The 17977-nt window shown below is 41.5% G+C and carries 11 protein-coding genes; 3 read left to right on the plus strand and 8 right to left on the minus strand.

Annotated elements, in window-relative coordinates; translation table 11 throughout:
- Nucleotides 1-99: 99 nt before the first annotated feature.
- Together ACUR5C_RS15005 and ACUR5C_RS15010 are read right to left on the minus strand one after the other, a co-directional pair.
- The gene (locus ACUR5C_RS15005) at nt 100-1446 is read right to left on the minus strand and encodes a TRAP transporter large permease (protein ID WP_454465990.1); all 1347 of its coding nucleotides are present in this window, start codon (nt 1444-1446) and stop codon (nt 100-102) included.
- Nucleotides 1446-2000, minus strand: a complete 555-nt coding sequence (locus ACUR5C_RS15010) for a TRAP transporter small permease subunit (protein WP_454465991.1) — start codon at nt 1998-2000, stop codon at nt 1446-1448. Before ACUR5C_RS15010 ends, ACUR5C_RS15005 begins: the two co-directional genes overlap by 1 nt.
- A gap of 466 nt (nt 2001-2466) precedes the next feature.
- Between ACUR5C_RS15010 and polA the strand changes: the two genes are divergently transcribed.
- The gene (gene polA, locus ACUR5C_RS15015) at nt 2467-5265 is read left to right on the plus strand and encodes a DNA polymerase I (protein WP_454465992.1); all 2799 of its coding nucleotides are present in this window, start codon (nt 2467-2469) and stop codon (nt 5263-5265) included.
- 127 nt (nt 5266-5392) lie between these two features.
- Here polA and dapB read toward each other — a convergent pair whose 3' ends face one another.
- The 5 genes from dapB to priA form a co-directional block, all read right to left on the minus strand.
- Nucleotides 5393-6178: a 4-hydroxy-tetrahydrodipicolinate reductase gene (gene dapB / locus ACUR5C_RS15020; RefSeq protein ID WP_454465993.1), complete on the minus strand. Its 786-nt coding sequence runs from the start codon at nt 6176-6178 to the stop codon at nt 5393-5395.
- A 71-nt stretch (nt 6179-6249) separates the two neighbouring features.
- Entirely contained in the window at nt 6250-7302 is a 1053-nt protein-coding gene (locus ACUR5C_RS15025) for a 2-oxoacid:ferredoxin oxidoreductase subunit beta (protein WP_454465994.1), read from the minus strand.
- Nucleotides 7299-9155: a 2-oxoacid:acceptor oxidoreductase subunit alpha gene (locus ACUR5C_RS15030; protein WP_454465995.1), complete on the minus strand. Its 1857-nt coding sequence runs from the start codon at nt 9153-9155 to the stop codon at nt 7299-7301. Before ACUR5C_RS15030 ends, ACUR5C_RS15025 begins: the two co-directional genes overlap by 4 nt.
- A complete protein-coding gene (locus tag ACUR5C_RS15035) occupies nt 9146-10936 on the minus strand; it encodes an FAD-dependent oxidoreductase (RefSeq protein WP_454465996.1) in 1791 nt (596 codons plus the stop codon). Before ACUR5C_RS15035 ends, ACUR5C_RS15030 begins: the two co-directional genes overlap by 10 nt.
- A gap of 473 nt (nt 10937-11409) precedes the next feature.
- Nucleotides 11410-13692 carry a primosomal protein N' gene (gene priA, locus ACUR5C_RS15040; RefSeq protein WP_454465997.1) on the minus strand — a complete coding sequence of 761 codons (2283 nt, stop codon included), beginning with the start codon at nt 13690-13692 and terminating at the stop codon, nt 11410-11412.
- Between the two features lie 326 nt (nt 13693-14018).
- On the opposite strand from priA, the gene ACUR5C_RS15045 reads away from it, so the two are divergent.
- Nucleotides 14019-15713 carry an NAD-dependent malic enzyme gene (locus ACUR5C_RS15045; protein ID WP_454465998.1) on the plus strand — a complete coding sequence of 565 codons (1695 nt, stop codon included), beginning with the start codon at nt 14019-14021 and terminating at the stop codon, nt 15711-15713.
- Between the two features lie 655 nt (nt 15714-16368).
- Nucleotides 16369-17211 carry a rhombotarget lipoprotein gene (gene rhlP / locus ACUR5C_RS15050; protein ID WP_454465999.1) on the plus strand — a complete coding sequence of 281 codons (843 nt, stop codon included), beginning with the start codon at nt 16369-16371 and terminating at the stop codon, nt 17209-17211.
- Nucleotides 17212-17432: 221 nt separating this feature from the next.
- Here the strand turns inward: rhlP and ACUR5C_RS15055 are convergent, their stop codons facing one another.
- On the minus strand, nt 17433-17963 hold the full coding sequence (locus ACUR5C_RS15055) for a hypothetical protein (RefSeq protein ID WP_454466000.1): 531 nt from the start codon (nt 17961-17963) through the stop codon (nt 17433-17435).
- Between the last annotated feature and the right edge of the window lie 14 nt (nt 17964-17977).

Raw genomic sequence — 17977 nt, forward strand, 5'->3', positions numbered from 1 at the left:
AAGCTCATAGAATTCGCTATGAGCTTTTACCTACCGCGCCTAGCACTAATGATGATGCGTACAACTCAATTTGTATCGCGCTAATAGCTTATTAAGTTACTAGCTTTTATAAACCACACTGGGTAGCCAAGTTACCAACTGCGGCCAAATGGCTAGAATTACCAAGATAAAAATTTGCAGACCAATAAAAGGCAACACACCACGATAAATTTGCGCAGTTTTGACACTCTCTGGCGCTACCCCGCGTAAATAAAACAAGGCAAACCCAAATGGCGGAGTTAAAAATGATGTTTGTAAATTGACCGCAATCATAATACCGAGCCAAATAGGATCGACGCCCATGGCAAGTAGTGGCGGCGCTGTGAGAGGAACAACAACAAATACAATTTCAATAAAGTCTAAAATAAAACCCAAGATAAACATTGCCAACATCACTACCAACATTGCGCCCATCACGCCGCCAGGCAAACTTTCTAGCAGCTCTCGGATCATGTCATCGCCGCCAAACGCTCTAAAGACTAAAGAAAAAATAGAGGCGCCTATCAGTATCATAAAAACCATACTTGAAGTACGGGTCGTTGAACGCACCACTTGGGTTAAGCGCTTAAAATTAAATTCCTTAAATATAATAGCTAAACCCATTGCACCGAGCGCACCAATTGCCGCCGCTTCACTAGGCGTTGCTACGCCACTTAATATTGAACCTAGCACTAACAAAATAAGTACTAAAGGCAACAATAAACTACTCCAATTAAATTCAGTCTTTTGCTGCAGGCTGGCTTTAGGCGCTTGCTCTGGTTTTAATTTGGCAAAAATAAATACATATACAATATAAAGCCCAACTAAAATTAGCCCAGGGATCATTGCGCCCGCAAATAAGTCACCCACCGAAACCGGCGCTAACCCTGCCCCAGAATCTCGACTGGCAGAGGCAATCACATCACCCAATAAAACCAACACTATTGAAGGAGGAATAATTTGCCCTAAAGTCCCCGACGCACAAATCACGCCAGTCGATAATTGCGGACTATATCCTGACTTCAACATAACCGGTAAAGAAAGCAGCCCCATAGTGACAACTGTTGCACCAACAATCCCCGTGCTAGCCGCAAGTAAAGCGCCCACAATCACGACCGATATAGCTAGACCTCCGGGTAGATTCGAAAAAAGCCCCGCCATTCCAGAAAGCAGTTTTTCGGCTATTTTCGATTTTTCTAACATCACCCCCATAAAAACAAACAAGGGCACCGCAATTAAAGTTTGATTATTCATAATGCCAAACAGGCGACTAAATGAAGATTTTAAAATTAATGGATTGATATAACCAAACGCCACACCAATTGCGGCAAACCCCAGCGCAGTGCCCGCTAAAGTAAATGCCACGGGATAACCCGCGAGTAGAACAACGCACACAGTGATAAACATTAATATTGCTAACCATTCCATTAGTTAGCCTCCGGCGCAGCTTGCTGTCGAGAGTCAGCAGTAAGTTGCAGTGACTTAATAATAAGCTGATTAATTGCTTCAATAATCAGCAAAATGGGCATTACTAACAGCAGCGCTTTTAAAACGAATAAATAAGGTAAACCACCCGCTTCTGCTGACACTTCATTGATACGCCAGCTTAATAAAACATAAGACCAGCTAGACCAAAGAATAAATATCATGGTGGGAATTAAAAGCAGTAGGCTACCAATAATATCTACCCATGCTTTTGCTTTAAGCGACATTTTTGAATATAAAACATCGACCCGCACATGCTCGTCACGGTTTAAAGTGTATGCAGCAGCTAATAAAAAGTTGGCGGCGTGCATCCATGTAATGGCTTCGCTTAGCATGATAGAGCTTTGGCTGAGTAACCAACTCATGAGTACATTCAAGCTGAGTAAAACCACCATAGCAAAAGTTAACCAACTGATTGCTTGGCCGCATATTGTCGCAAGTCCGTTTAACATAGCGCTTAACTTTAAGCCCCATGACGGGTTGGAAGTTGTTATCATTTTATCACCCTAAGGTCAGCTTATTCACAGTTCAAAGTCACTTACCCACAGCTTATTCAGAGCCAAGCTGAAACATTGAAATAACGTGTATATAGCTGATTTATAAGTATATTTATTCAACAGCACCATCAATTTTAGAAAAACATCAAGGTTTATTGGCATTTCTGCTTTTTTTTATGCACGCTTTTATCCACAGAATAATCGCAACTTAATATTTCTATATTTTTTAGATAGTTACCGTAACTTATTAATTTTTTTTTTAAGTTTGCTCTGTAACTTAACTACCTAGAATAGTAGTCGGCAGCAGCGTCGAACTACGGTAGAATAAGCGGCTCAATTTTGAGCGCATCCAACCTTACCCATTGTGCTGGGTTTGGTCAAATAAAAGGTTTTTAAACCGACGGATTTAGCAACTTACGGTAAGCGCTCAATAATTCGATAACCAACTAATAAGATGAATTAATTTATGCAAAATAAAACACCGCTTATTCTCGTTGACGGCTCTTCTTACTTATTTCGTGCCTACCACACCATGAATTTCTCAACCTCGAAAGGGCAGCCAACTGGCGCCATTTACGGTGTGATCAACATGCTGAAAAGCCTGTATAAGCAATATCACCCAGAGCAAATGGCGGTGGTTTTTGACGCAAAGGGCAAAACATTTCGTAATGACATGTACCCAGAATACAAAGCCAATCGTCCGCCCATGCCAGATGATTTGCGCAGCCAAATAGAGCCCCTACATAAAATAGTGAAGGCAATGGGCTTCCCGCTGATTTCTATAGAAGGGGTCGAAGCGGACGACGTAATAGGCACTATCGCTCACCATGCGACTCAAGCCGGCAGAGAAACAATTATTTCCACCGGTGATAAAGATATGGCGCAGCTTGTTAACCCGCATATCAGCTTAATAAACACCATGAGCAATCAGTTTTTAAATGAACAGGGTGTGCTTGAAAAATTTGGGATCCCACCTAACTTAATCATCGACTTTTTAGCATTAATGGGAGACAAGTCGGACAATATTCCTGGCGTCGCCGGCGTGGGAGAAAAAACAGCATTAGGCTTGCTGCAAGGGATCGGCGGTATCGACGAGATATATAAAAACTTAGATAAAATTGCCGATTTACCCATCAGAGGCGCTAAAAAGCTTGCTGAGAAAATGCAGCAATATGAAGACGAAGCCAGGCTTTCCTACCAACTCGCCACCATTAAACTCGATGTTGAGCTTCCTCTATCTTTAGAGGAGCTTAATATTGGCGAAGCCGACAGCGAATATTTAGAAGCGCTATTTAGTGAATATGAATTTAGAACTTGGCATAAAGAAATTGTAGCCGGCAAATCTGCGTTGCCACAACCTCAAGATGGCAGCAGTGCTCAAGGGCAACGGAGCGGAGATACAGCTGAGTCTGCTGCGCAACTAGAAGACGAGCCTCAGCTTGATAGTCCGATTAGCCACAAAAATTATGTCACCATATTAAGCGAGAAAAGTTTAACTGAGTGGCTAGAAAAGTTGACCAATGCGACGCTGATCGCATTAGACACAGAAACCACTGGCCTTAATATTATTGCCGCAGACTTAGTCGGCATTTCGTTTGCGGTTGCCCCAGGTGAAGCCGCTTATTTGCCGCTACGTCACAGCTACCCAGGAGCGCCACAACAGCTCGATTTTAAATGGGCATTAGCGCAGCTTAAGCCGGTTTTAGAAAACCCAGAGATTAAAAAAGTAGGCCAGAATATAAAATATGACCAAAGCATTTTTGCAGCGGCAGGAATCAATTTGCGCGGTGTTGAGTTTGATACCATGCTTGAATCTTACATGCTTAATAGCGTTTCTAATCGACATGATATGGATACTTTAGCGCAAAAATATTTGGGACATGAATGTATTTACTTTGAAGACATTGCAGGCAAGGGTAAAAAACAAATCACCTTTGATCAAATCGATTTAGAGATTGCTGCCGCTTATGCAGCGGAAGATGCTGATGTTACGCTGCAACTACACCAAGCAATTTGGGCTGAACTAGAAAAAGACGAAGGGCCTAAAAATGTATTTCAGCATTTAGAAATGCCGCTAGTCAATGTACTTTCTAAAATGGAGCAGCGAGGTGTTTTAATCGATAGTGAGTTTCTAAAACAAAAGAGCAACGAGTTTGGCCAGCGGATCGTAGAATTAGAAAGTAAAGCCCATGAAATTGCAGGGCAACCTTTTAACCTAGGATCACCAAAGCAACTTCAAGAAATTTTATTTGAAAAACAGGGCTTGCCAGTGCTTAAAAAGACGCCTAAAAAGCAACCGTCGACGGCAGAAGAAGTTTTAGCGCAGCTTGCATTAGACTACCCTTTACCCAAAGTTATTATGGAATATCGAGGGCTAAGTAAATTAAAATCGACTTACTCAGACAAGCTTCCCCTAATGGTACAGCCACGTTCTGGACGCGTGCATACCTCTTATCAACAAGCTGTTGCGGCCACAGGTCGTTTGTCGTCGAGCGATCCTAACTTACAAAATATTCCAGTAAAAACGCCAGAAGGCAGAAGTTTGCGAGAAGCTTTTATCGCGCCTAAAGGTTACAAAATAGTGGCTGCCGATTACTCTCAGATTGAACTTAGAATTATGGCTCATTTGTCTCAAGACGAAAATTTGTTGCGCTCATTTAAAAATAATTTAGATGTGCACAGTGCCACCGCAGCGGAAGTCTTTGGGGTCAATATTGAAGCAGTAAACAGTGAACAGCGCCGGCATGCTAAAGCCGTTAACTTTGGTTTAATTTATGGTATGTCGCGCTTTGGTTTAGCCAAACAACTGAATATTCAAAATGATGAAGCCGGTCATTACATTGATACATATTTTGCTCGCTATCCAGGCGTTAGCCAATATATGGAATCGACAAAACAAAAGGCGAAAGAGTTAGGTTATGTAGAAACTCTCTTCGGACGGCGCTTATACTTGCCGCAAATTAACGCGTCTAACGGTATGCTCCGACAAGCCGCCGAAAGAACGGCAATTAACGCTCCTATGCAAGGCAGTGCTGCTGACATAATAAAAATAGCCATGATAGAAGTTCAAAAGTGGTTAGAAAATGAATCACCTGATTGCTTTATGGTAATGCAAGTTCATGATGAGCTGGTATTCGAAGTCGCCGAGGAAAAGTTAACTGAGTATTGCGAAAAAATAAATCAAATTATGTCTAGCGCAGTTGAGCTTAGTGTCCCTTTAGACGTTGATGTAGGTATTGGTGACAATTGGGAACAAGCGCATTAGCCATTTAAACTGAAGCTAATATCATGCTCAATAGTGGGCATGATATTAACGTTCTTAAATTAGGCGATAAGCCAGTGGTTGTAAAAACCATCGCACTGGCTAAACACCTAATTGCTGGCTGACCATTTTATGCCGCCACAAAATCTTGCATAGAATAAAAGCCGGCGGGTTGCGTTGCTAACCAAGCAGCCGCTAATACAGCCCCTTCAGCAAAACAGTGTCTATTTTGCGCTTTATGTTCAATACTAATAATTTCATTATCTAAAGCAAACATCACCTTGTGCTCACCAATAATTTCTCCCGCGCGAATCACCGACATACCGATTTCACCAGGTTTTCTTGTGCGTTTTTCAAATCGCGAATCGGTCACTTGAAGCGCATCAAAATCATTCCCCATGGCGTTAGCAATAGTTTCACCCATTCTAATCGCGGTACCAGACGGTGCGTCAACTTTATGTTTATGGTGCGCTTCAATGATTTCTATATCGGCTTGCTTACCTAACATTTTTGCTGCTAGCTCTAATAAGGCTAAGGTTGAATTAACCCCTATACTGGTATTGGGTGCTAACAATAAAGGAATGTTGTCTGCTTTTGCTTTTAAGACTTCTATTTGCTGGTCCGAAAAACCGGTTGTGCCTATTAGCGCTGGTTTTTTTAAAATACTCGCTTGCTCCACGAGCTTTATAGAAACTTCTGGAGTACTAAAGTCTATCACCACGTCGCTGGCCGCCAACGCGCCTTGCACATCACAAGAATAGAGTACATCTGAATAACCAACTTGACGACCAATAAGCCGGTGTTTGGCTCGACATATGGCGGCTACTAATTCTGCATTGGAGTTTGAGCAAACTTGTTGGATTACTTGCTGCCCCATTTTTCCAGAAGCGGCATTTACCGCAATTTTAATTGTCATGGTGAATTACTTTAAACAGAAGTTAAAAACTTTTGCTCGCTACAATAAGCGAGCAAAATAGGAGTTAAAACTTAACGCAAACTTTCATTTATGGCTTCAAGAATATCACTACCTGGACATAAGTCAGATTCATTGAGTTGGTTAAGTGGCGTGTCACTGGTATTAATAATTTCGTGAGTGTTTTTAGAATCAGTATTTAAATGTAATAACCCAGTCAAAACTTGCTGATTTCTTTTCGCTTCTTCTAGTGCCATTAATACAGACTCTCTACAAGTGATATCGAGTGAGCCCGGTTGACGATGAAGATTTAACACAGTGCCATCATGTAATTTAATCGACTCTTGATTGTTGTGCGGCTGTTGCACTTTAATTTCTTGCTCGTGAGGGACTAAATCAAAAGTGCCGGTTGCCTCTTTATGATCTCTTACCCACTCATAACTTTTAGTAGAATCCGGGTTATTATTAAAAGTAACGCAAGGAGAAACAACATCAATTAATGCAAAGCCATTGTGCTTTATTGCGCCTTTAAGCAAAGGCACTAATTGAGATTTGTCGCCAGAAAAACTTCGTGCGACATAGCCCGATCCCAAAGAAATGGCCAGTTCGCAAAGGTCCATTGGTTCATACATATTAGGCACACCTTTTTTACTGGCACTACCTAAATCTGCGGTTGCAGAGTCTTGCCCTTTGGTTAGACCATAAACGCCATTGTTCATGACAATGTAAACCATATTAAGGTTTCGTCTCACTAGGTGCATAAATTGCCCCATACCGATTGACGCAGTATCACCATCACCCGACACACCGATATAAGTTAGGTCTTTATTCGCCATGTTGGCTCCGGTGGTGACCGAAGGCATACGACCATGCACCGAATTAAAGCCATGTGAGTTAGACAAAAAGTACGCAGGCGTTTTAGACGAACAGCCAATACCTGACATTTTTGCAATTTTATGCGGCTCTAATGCAAGTTCAAAGCAAGCGTTAATAATCGAATTGCTAATCGAGTCATGCCCACACCCTGCACACAAGGTTGAAAGTGCACCTTCGTAGTTTGCTTGGGTGTAACCTAAGGAATTCTTCGCCGCGTCAGGGTGACGAAACTGTGATCTCAAATAACTCATGCTGCCACCTCTTTACCGCACTTTGCTGTAGTGAAAGGACTCACCTCTTCACCATTAAGCATACTTTCAATTTTTCGTTTTATACGGCGTGCTCTTATTGGCATACCGTCAATATTTAAAATGGAGCGAAGCTTTTCAGTACCAATATTAAACTCGTTTATAATCAATGTTCGCATTTGAGCATCACGATTTTGTTCAATCACAAATATAGTGTCATGCGCTTCAATAAAACTTTTAATATCATGATGGAATGGAAACGACTTAATTCGACAAGTGTTTATTTTAATCCCTGCCTCTTCTAAACCATCAAGCGCTTCGTAACTTGCTTGCGCGCTGGTGCCATAAAAAATAGCGCCTACCTTAGACTCTTTATCACGATATTTAATTTGGGGTAGTGGCGCTAGCTCTCTCGCCGTTTCCCACTTATGCACTAAACGTTGCATATTTTCTTCATAGTCATCGCTATTTTCTGTATAGGCAGCGTATTCATTGTGCGATGAACCACGGGTAAAATAAGAGCCTTTGGTAGGATGCGTACCTGGATAGGTGCGATAGCCAATGCCATCGCCATCGACATCTTTATATCGACCCCAGCGCTCTTGCATAGAATCTAAATCTTCTGCACTTAAAACTTTACCGCGATCAAAGCTTCGGTTGTCGTCCCATTTAAGCGGCCGACTCACATGGTCGTTCATACCTAAGTCAAGATCAGACATAATAATGACCGGGGTTTGTAAGCGTTCTGCTAAATCAAATGAAGCGGCGGTCATTTCAAAACATTCAGCCGGGTCGCAAGGTATTAACAATACATGTTTAGTATCACCATGCGAGGCATAAGCCGCAGAAATAATATCTGACTGTTGAGTACGTGTAGGCATACCAGTACTTGGGCCACTACGTTGCACGTCAATGAGTACTACCGGAATTTCGGCAAAATAAGCAAGCCCTAAGAACTCACTCATTAAGGATAAACCAGGACCAGAAGTAGCAGTAAAGCCTCTCGCGCCATTCCAGTTAGCACCAATCGCCATACCTATTGCAGCTAGTTCATCTTCAGCTTGCAAAATAGCAAATTTATTTTTACCGGTGTCTTTTTCAACCCGAAATTTCTTGGCATACTTTTCGAAAGCTTCTACCACAGAAGTAGACGGCGTAATTGGATACCAACCAACGACGGTCGCGCCGGCATACACTGCGCCCAAACCGGTTGCGCCATTACCGTCAATCATAATTGAGTCACCAACATTATCGCGACGAGAAACTTTTAATCCACAGGTGTCGGTAAAGTGTTTTTTGGCGTAGTCATATCCAAGCTCTAAAGCTTTTACGTTAGGCGCAATCAACTTTTGCTTTTTTGCAAACTGATCTTCAACCATACCGGTAAGCACTTTAAACTCCATATCAAACAAATAGGCTAAGGCACCAACATAAATAATGTTTTTAAACAGCTGGCGTTGACGTGGATTGTCGTAATTATCAATACACATTTGGGTTAAAGGAATACCAATTTCTATAATATCTTCTCGCTTAAAGCTACGTGGCAAGGCTTTAGTAGAGTCATATAAAAAATAGCCACCGGGCATCAGCGTGTCATAGTCTTCTTGCATTGTTTGGCCGTTTATCGCAACCACAAAATCGACGTCGCCACGGCTGCCTAAATAGCCTTTTTCAGTCACTCGCACTTCAAACCAAGTGGGCAAGCCTTGAATATTTGACGGGAAGATATTCTTCGGGCTAACCGGCACTCCCATTCTAAAAACTGCCTTAGAAAACATATTATTCGCACTGGCTGAACCCGTGCCGTTTACATTCGCAAAGCGAATGACAAAATCATTAGTCGCTTCTATGCGCATTCTTTGCCTGCCTTAGTAACTGAATAAGTAAATTTTTGCATATCCCAAGCAGCTGTAGGACAGCGCTCCGCACATAATCCGCAATGCAAACAAACGTTTTCATCTTTAACCATTACCCGAGTGGTTTTTAATTCACCAGAAACGTAGAGGTCTTGGTCTTTTTCGTTCGCAGGCGCTAATAAACGCGAGCGCAAATCTTCTTCGTCACCATTTTCGGTAAAATTAATACAACTGGTGGGACAAACATCGGCGCAGGCGTCACATTCAATGCATAAATCATCACTAAACACCGTCTGTACATCGCAGTTTAAGCAACGCATCGCTTCTTCGTAACCTAACTCTTGGTCAAAGCCTTTTTCGACTTCAATTTTTAAGTTTTTAAGTGCTATTTCTTTATCAACATGAGGGACTAAGTGGCGTTTATCATGATCAATATGGGCGTCATAAGTCCATTCGTGAAAACCCATTTTTTGCGAAAGCAAATTAGTCTGTGGTGCTAATCGCTCAGCTACCGATTCATTTTGACAATGTTTATGAATTGAAATAGCGGCTTGATGACCATGAGCAACGGCAGTAATAATATTAGAAGGCCCAAACGCTGCGTCACCGCCAAAAAATACTCTGGGATTGGTAGACTGAAAAGTGGTCTTATCGACTACAGGCATATCCCACTTACCAAACTCTATTCCAATATCGCGTTCAATCCAAGGAAACGCATTATCTTGTCCAATGGCAATGATAACTTCATCGGCTTCCATAAAGACAAGATCTTCGCCGGTGGGTACTAAGCTGCGTTTACCCTCATCGTCGTAGACGGCTTTAACTTTCTCAAACTTCATTCCAACTAATTTACCATTTTCAACCACAAACTCTTTTGGAGTGTGATTTTCAAAAATTGGAATGTCTTCATTTAAGGTATCTTCAATTTCCCAAGGGGAGGCTTTCATATCAGCTTGTGGACTTCGCACAACAACTCGCACATTCGTGCCACCTAAACGGCGTGATGTTCGGCAACAATCCATGGCGGTATTTCCGCCACCTAACACCAACACGTTTTTAGCGATTTCTTTGGTGTGCTCAAACGCTACACTGTCTAACCAGTTAATACCAATATGAATATTGGCATCACCTTCTTTGCGCCCGGGTAGCGAGCTAAGGTCGCGGCCATTGGGTGCGCCAGAACCAACAAAAATAGCGTCGTAGGCTGGGTTTTCAACGAGCTTTTTTAAACTATCAACATAGTGTTTAAAGTGCGCTACAACGCCCATTTCTAAAATGTAATTCACTTCTTCATTAAGTACTTCAACAGGCAAACGAAAAGATGGAATTTGGTTGCGCATAAAGCCACCACCAATATCTTGCTCGTCAAACAGTTCAATTTCGTAACCTAACGGGGCTAAGTCTCGAGCCACGGTTAGAGAGGCAGGTCCAGCACCAATTAACGCGACCTTTTTACCATTTTTGGGGGCTATTTCGGGCATTCTTGCTTGAATGTCTGCTTTGTCTTTATTATCAGCGGCCACCCGCTTTAAACGACAAATAGCAACTGGCTCTTCTTCAACTCGGCCGCGGCGACAAGCAGGTTCGCAGGGTCTATCGCAGACTCTGCCCAATATCCCAGGAAACACATTGGATTCCCAGTTAATCATATAAGCATCGTCATAACGACCTTGCGCAATCAACCGGATATACTCAGGGACTGGGGTATGCGCAGGACAGGCATACTGACAGTCAACAACCTTGTGAAAATACTCTGGATCTTTAATCTCTGTTGGCTTCACTCCAATCCCCCATCAATACTTTGTGAAGTGACAAAGCCTGCAGGCAGACTTTGAAATCTAATTGACAGCACCTAGTGCTGAATTGATAGTACGACAATACCACAAGATAATCATAAAAACGCCTATCGGCTTTAATTCTATGACCGCTTTAACAAGTTGACTCTTTAATTAACCTATGTAAACAGTCTTTGCTGGTATATACGCCTACTAATCAGCAAGTTGCAATCAATCAGCTTTTTTTAAATTGTACGAAGATTATACTGATTTTCGCAAATATGTATCGAAAACTTGTGCAAAAAAGCGTCGATACTGGTGCCTATATTCAATAAAATTCTGGTTAGGGTCAAATGATTTTTATTAGATAAAAATCAATCGCATTTAGCGCATCTGTTTTTTATCTTGATTTAACTCAATGTCGCGCAACAACTGATTAAATTTCAGCCAAAAGTGACCTTTCTAACAAATAACCATGATTATGAATCGCCAACTGGATCGATTTCTAGCCGCCAGCGAACTTTGTTTGCGCTCTTAAGTTTCTCAATATCGGGTAACGTTAAATCAAGTAAGCGGTGCAAATCATTTCTGCTCAAGGTTTGTAAAAATAACTGATAACGGTATTTTCCAGCCTTTTTCATATATAAAGATGGCGCAGGTCCCAGTAATTCTACTTTTAAATCGGTGTAACGATCCAAAATTAAGCGAACATCTTGTAAAAATTGATTCACTGGCTCAGGGTGCGGTGACTCAGCTTGAAACATCGCACTAAACGCATAAGGCGGATATTCTGCTTCAATTCTTTCTTGCAAAGCTGAATTTGCAAATGCGGCATAACCTTGGTGAATAACTTGCGCTAGCATGGGGTGTTCTGCCAAATGGGTTTGAATAATTACCTCTCCTTGGCGCTGCGCTCGGCCTGCTCGTCCCGATACTTGAGTTATTAATTGGGCAGCATACTCGGGAGCCCGGTAATCTGCGCTATACAGCGCACCGTCCATATCAATTAGCGCAACTAAGGTTACATCGGGAAAATGATGTCCTTTAGCCAGCATTTGGGTACCAATTAAAATATCTACTTCACCCGCCTTTACAGATGTCACAAACTCTTGCATAGCAGCTTTTTTACGAGTGGTGTCTCGGTCAATTCGAGCCAGCTTTGCGTCAGGGAAAAGTGCCGCCACGGTTTCTTGCAAGCGCTCTGTCCCTAGCCCTACAGGAATCATTTGCTCGCATTGGCACTCCGGGCATTGACGCGGTGCGCGCTTGCTAGAGCCACAATGGTGGCATTGTAAAAAATGATTTTTATGATGGTAGGTAAAATGAGTATCGCAGCGAGTACAGCTACTGCTCCAACCGCACTCATGGCACAACAATACGGGTGCGTATCCACGTCGATTTAAAAAAAGTAATATTTGCCCTTTGGCGCTTAAGTGCTGCTTAATTTTTTTAACTAATTCTTGCGACAATCCATTGTTGATTATTTGTTTTTTTAAATCAATGACCTGATAACTTAACTCTGCAGTCGCTTGGGCTTTTTGGCGTAAGTTTAATTGCGTAATTTTTTTCTTTTCAACATTCATCAATGATTCTAACGAAGGCGAAGCGCTGCCTAGCAATACTGGCACTTTTTCTAAATGACCTCGCACCATAGCAACATCGCGTGCAGAATAACGAAAGCCTTGTTGTTGGCGAAACGATAAATCGTGCTCTTCATCAATAATAATGATTCCCGGCCGATGTAATGGAACAAAAAGAGCAGAGCGAGTGCCAATAATAATTTTAGCATCACCACTGCGCGCCTTTAGCCAGCTTTGCAAACGCTGTTGTTCGCTCATTCCTGAATGCATTAAAACAATTTCTACCGCAAAGCGATTTTGAAAGCGGCGCAGCGTTTGTGGCGTTAAACCTATTTCTGGCACTAAAACCAGCGCTTGCCGATCTTGCTCAATTACCTTTTCTATCAAACGTAAATAGACTTCAGTCTTTCCAGATGCGGTTACCCCAAACAACAAAAATGTTTGGTATTGATTAAGTGAGGCAGAGACTTCATCAATAGCGAACTGCTGCTCACTATTAAGGTGTATGTTCTCCATCCCTTGGCTTTTGGTAATCGCTTTACTGCTAGAGTCTTTTTGAAAACTTCGGACAACCCAGTTTTTGCCTGCTAATTTTTTTAACCCGCTATAATCCAGCTCAAATTCCCTGAGTCTGTCGTGCAATATACCTGCGGGATTTTCAAATAGACGCTGTAATATTAACTTTTGTTTAACTGCATTTTTCGCTAGCTGATTTTTTTGTAAAACTTCGCGGCCTAATTCAGAGATCAGCCACCGACTTGAACGCACATATTGAGTTGGACTTCCTTTTAGCAAAGCTGTTGGTAATAGAGTTTGCCAAATCTCTCCCTGCGGAGCATGATAATAACCAACCATCCACTCGTACAAACGAATTAGCTTGGGCGAAACCAATGGTGCTTCATCTAAAATTAAAGCCACCGGTTTTAACTTATTTAAATTAGCCTCGGGATTTTTTGCTAAATAATCGGCAATCGGATGAACTTCACTGATTAAACCAATTTTGGTGTGGCTGCCAAATGGGACTTTAACTCGCATGCCAACTTCAGGCTCGTGCGCGGGCTTGGTATCAAAACGGTAATCAAAGGTCCGTCTTAGTGGGACATTGATAGCCACACTAACGATTAAATCGCTACTGCTGTTGTTTAAACTTAGAAGTGCAGTTTGGCTTGGCTGATGTTCCACAAGAGACTTATAAAAGCTGAGTAAGGTTGGCTATTTTGCTTGATCACTCACTTTTTCTCAAGCGCATAAATCAGTGAAATCCGTTAACGTAAACGTTAAGGTCCAATTATCCGGCGGATTAGGCTTAAAGCTTCTATACTTGCCTTAGTTAATATTATTTTTTAGTGAGCTATTTGAGAATAGCTAAAAGTCGTAACAAAGTGCTAGAGCATATGCCCTAAGCAGCCTATAATTCGGCAAACTTTCTATTGCTATATTAAAACGCTAGTTAGTCCACAAAAAATAATCAACAAACAGACTTTTCAAATACTTAACGCGATAAAACTATGACAAATAATCAGCCTAAAAAACGCCCACTCTATATTCGATATGCCGGTCCAGTTTTACTAGAAACTCCGTTACTGAATAAAGGCAGCGCTTTTTCTGTAGAAGAAAAAAGAGCATTTAATCTTGAAGGCCTATTACCTGCGACAATAGAAACAATAGAAGAACAAGCGCGTCGAGCTTATTCACAGTATCAACAGTTTAGTCATGATTTAGACAAACATATTTACTTACGCAACATTCAAGATACCAATGAAACCTTGTACTTTCGTCTAATCACCGATCACCTAGAAGAAATGATGCCAATCATTTATACCCCGACTGTGGGCTTGGCATGCCAGAAGTTTTCTCAAATTTATCGCCGTAAACGCGGTTTATTTATTTCTTACCCTGATCGAGATCGCATTGACGACATGCTACAAAACGCCACTAAACAAAATGTCAAAGTGATCGTTGTAACTGATAGCGAACGAATTTTAGGACTAGGCGACCAAGGAATTGGCGGCATGGGGATTCCCATTGGTAAGCTCGCTTTATATTCTGCGTGTGGCGGCATAAGTCCCGCTTATACGCTGCCGGTAACTTTAGATGTTGGCACCAATAATCAAGAGTTGCTCGACGATCCTGTGTATATGGGATGGCGTCAAAAGCGTATTAGTGGCAACGAATACTTTAAGTTTGTAGATGACTTTATACAAGGCGTGAAGCGCCGCTGGCCAAATGCGCTAATTCAGTTTGAAGATTTTGCACAAGCCAATGCCACTCCATTACTACACAAATATAAAAACACTTTATGCTGTTTTAACGATGATATTCAGGGCACTGCTGCGGTTACGGTAGGCACATTGCTTGCCGCATGTCATGCACAAGGTACTCAATTAAAAGAGCACAGAGTCGTCTTTGTCGGCGCGGGCTCTGCGGGTTGTGGAATTGCGGAGCAAATTGTCGCACATATGATTGCAGACGGCCTATCTGAAGAGGAAGCCATCAGCCAAGTTTACTTAACAAGCAGTAAAGGCTTATTAACTGAAGATATGCCACTGCGCGATTTCCAGAAAAAATTCGCAAAATCCAACCAACAAGTTGAAGGTTGGAGTAGCAATGGCGAGAATATTTCGTTACTCGACTTAGTTACACACAGTAAACCCACGATTTTAATCGGTGTTTCTGGGGTTGCGGGATTAATTAGCCAAGCGGTGGTGACTGCGATGTATGAACATTGCAACAAACCCATCATACTGCCGCTTTCTAATCCAACCTCTAAAGTTGAAGCACTTCCTAAAGATGTTATTGCATGGACTGATGGCAACGCGATTGTAGCCACAGGAAGTCCATTTGAGCCTGTGGAATTTGATGGCAAAAGCTATCCAATAGCACAGTGCAATAATAGCTATATTTTTCCTGGGGTAGGCCTAGGTGTGATTGCTAGTGGCGCTACTCGCGTAACAGATGAAATGTTTATGACTTCGAGTAACGCCTTAGCAGAGTGCTCGCCTTTAGTAAAAGGAGAAAATGCTAATCTGTTACCTGATCTCGCGGAAATTCGCGAAGTAAGTAAATATATTGCAGTTCAAGTTGGTCTTAAGGCGATGCAGCAAGGCGTGGCAACGAAAGTCGATTTAGCCGTTTTAGAACAAGCAGTTGAAAAGAACTTTTGGATGCCAGAGTATAGAGAATACCGACGAACATCTTTTTAGCGACTAAATAAGTGAGGGCGACCTAAGTCGCCCTCGTGTGCTTTTTACTTCATCCAATGAACAGCATGCTCCCTGCTATATCCGTATTTATCAAGTCCTTGATAAAGCTTCCTTTCTTTGATTCCTTTAAGTCCGGCGTTTTCCGTAACGCTTGATTAATAGAATAGGATATTTAGAAAATCTCACAAGCCACTTTTTCGAATCGAATCAGCTGGCATTTTTTGCCCACTATTTTCACTACAACTTAACTCACATTAAATCAATAAGTTAGCAAAAAATAGGGTTAGAGCAGCCCAATTTCTTAGCTTATAAAGTGACAAAATCTGTAACAGCTTGCAGATATGGCTTACATATTTTGTAAGATATCTCTCACAGAGAACTTTTTTAACGCTCACTCACTAAGCCTTTTTGATGGAACTAAAACTCTGCCTACAAAACTTAAGCCTAGTTAAATAGTCACCAAGTTTAGCCCTAAACTCGCTCTCGGCGATCAAGTATTCGCTTTTAATACCAATATAAAGTATTAGCTTCTAATACCAATAAGACCGCCAAGTTAAACTTTAACGGGAGATCTAGCGTTAACGCTATGGCAGCTTAAGATAATCATCGCTTAACAAGTACTTAGCTTTACAATCACAACAAGGACTATCGACTAATGAAAACAAAACTTTTAATCAGCTCGCTTCTATTGGTTTTATTAACAGGGTGTATGAGTAACCATACTCAGCGCGGCGCATCGAGTAACCTAGTTGAATATCTCTATCCAAACGGACAAGTCATTTCCCACCATCAAGACCAAATGCCCTTGCTAAAGCTCCCCTTAAAAGTTGGTATCGCATTTATTCCCGAAACATCTCACTACGCAAGTGGCGTGCTCACGGAATTTGAAAAACATGCCTTATTAGAACAAGTAGCCAGTCGTTTTAGGGACGATAAAAGTGTTAAGAGTATTCAAATTGTGCCAGAGCTCTACTTAAAGCAAGGAAAAGGCTTCGTGACCATTGAACAAGTAGCCGCGTTACATAATGTTGATGTGATGGCTTTGGTGTCTTACGACCATGTCGCAAGCCATGAACTCAGAACATCCTCTCTGGCTTATTGGACTATAGTGGGTGCTTACTTTGTAAAAGGGGAATCTACAGAGTTTCAAACATTTGTTGATACCGCAGTGTTTGACGTAAAAACTCGCAAGCTATTATTTAGAGCGCCAGGCATGCACGCAGACTCACGTAATCATAGTGCCGTTGGTTTTGAAAAAGGCAATCGAGAAATGCGCGTGAATAGTTTTAAGCTAGCTTCGCAACAAATGGCTCAAAATCTAACACTTGAATTAGAAAAATTTAAACAAAAAGTAAAACAGGGGCAAGAAGTTAAGGTTGAATACGATAAAAGTTATTATCGTTCGGGCGGCGGCAGTTTTGGGGTGTTAAGTAGCCTTTTACTTATTGGTTTTGTTTTTAAAAGCAAAAAGCAAAAAGCAAAAGCGATGCTAAATTAATTTGAACTTGTGATAATTTATTTTGTTTAAGTGTAACAGTGACACTACTTAGAGAAAGCTGTCAGGACTAACTACAGTTACTATTGACTCAAGCCAGCCGCAAAACGGTAGTCGCGTTAATTCGAAAGTGACGGTGAGTTTGAGTCTTTTAGGGTGTTATTCATAGTCCGCTTGTTCGGGAAGTTGAAGCGTAGCGGAAATTTATCCGCAACAAGCGCTTGTTAAAAACCGCTAAGATAGAAAGGCCTCGCTTTAATATTGTTACCGTCTACCTCAATAATTAAAGGAAAAAATGCCCTGTAAGTAGCATCCAATATCTCGTCAAAAACCCAAAATAAATACTCACCAGACTTAATTTGGCCCTTTAAAGTTAACACTATATTGTGATTGCCCTCACTAAACTTAAACGAATCATGACCATCGAATACAAACTTGTCACTCAGTACAGCCATGCGATCTACCTGGGGCCCAAGAGATGTTGGAATTGAGCGGATACGTAGCTCTTTGCCAATAGGTGCAATGACTTCCGTAGGTCTATCAACTTGTTTTAGGTCAGACATTAAGGAGCATTCTAAATACTCTGCTGCAATAATCATGTTTGAAGTTGTTTCTGAAATTCGCTGAGAAGCTCTCAATGAATTGTACTTCTCGCATGTTCTGACTTTAGCTCCTGACTCAAAAGCTATTTCATTTTTTGTACTTGCACTTGCCATAAATGAAAACAAGTAAGCGATGACTAATAAAATTCTCACAAATGATTCCTAAA

Source organism: Aliikangiella aequoris (assembly GCF_053709105.1).

What these genes read in the sequence shown, in the direction of transcription:
- ACUR5C_RS15005 (WP_454465990.1), bottom strand. Translation starts at nt 1,446, where the DNA reads ATGGAATGGTTAGCAATATTAATGTTTATCACTGTGTGCGTTGTTCTA.
- ACUR5C_RS15010 (WP_454465991.1), bottom strand. Translation starts at nt 2,000, where the DNA reads ATGATAACAACTTCCAACCCGTCATGGGGCTTAAAGTTAAGCGCTATG.
- polA (WP_454465992.1), top strand. Translation starts at nt 2,467, where the DNA reads ATGCAAAATAAAACACCGCTTATTCTCGTTGACGGCTCTTCTTACTTA.
- dapB (WP_454465993.1), bottom strand. Translation starts at nt 6,178, where the DNA reads ATGACAATTAAAATTGCGGTAAATGCCGCTTCTGGAAAAATGGGGCAG.
- ACUR5C_RS15025 (WP_454465994.1), bottom strand. Translation starts at nt 7,302, where the DNA reads ATGAGTTATTTGAGATCACAGTTTCGTCACCCTGACGCGGCGAAGAAT.
- ACUR5C_RS15030 (WP_454465995.1), bottom strand. Translation starts at nt 9,155, where the DNA reads ATGCGCATAGAAGCGACTAATGATTTTGTCATTCGCTTTGCGAATGTA.
- ACUR5C_RS15045 (WP_454465998.1), top strand. Translation starts at nt 14,019, where the DNA reads ATGACAAATAATCAGCCTAAAAAACGCCCACTCTATATTCGATATGCC.
- rhlP (WP_454465999.1), top strand. Translation starts at nt 16,369, where the DNA reads ATGAAAACAAAACTTTTAATCAGCTCGCTTCTATTGGTTTTATTAACA.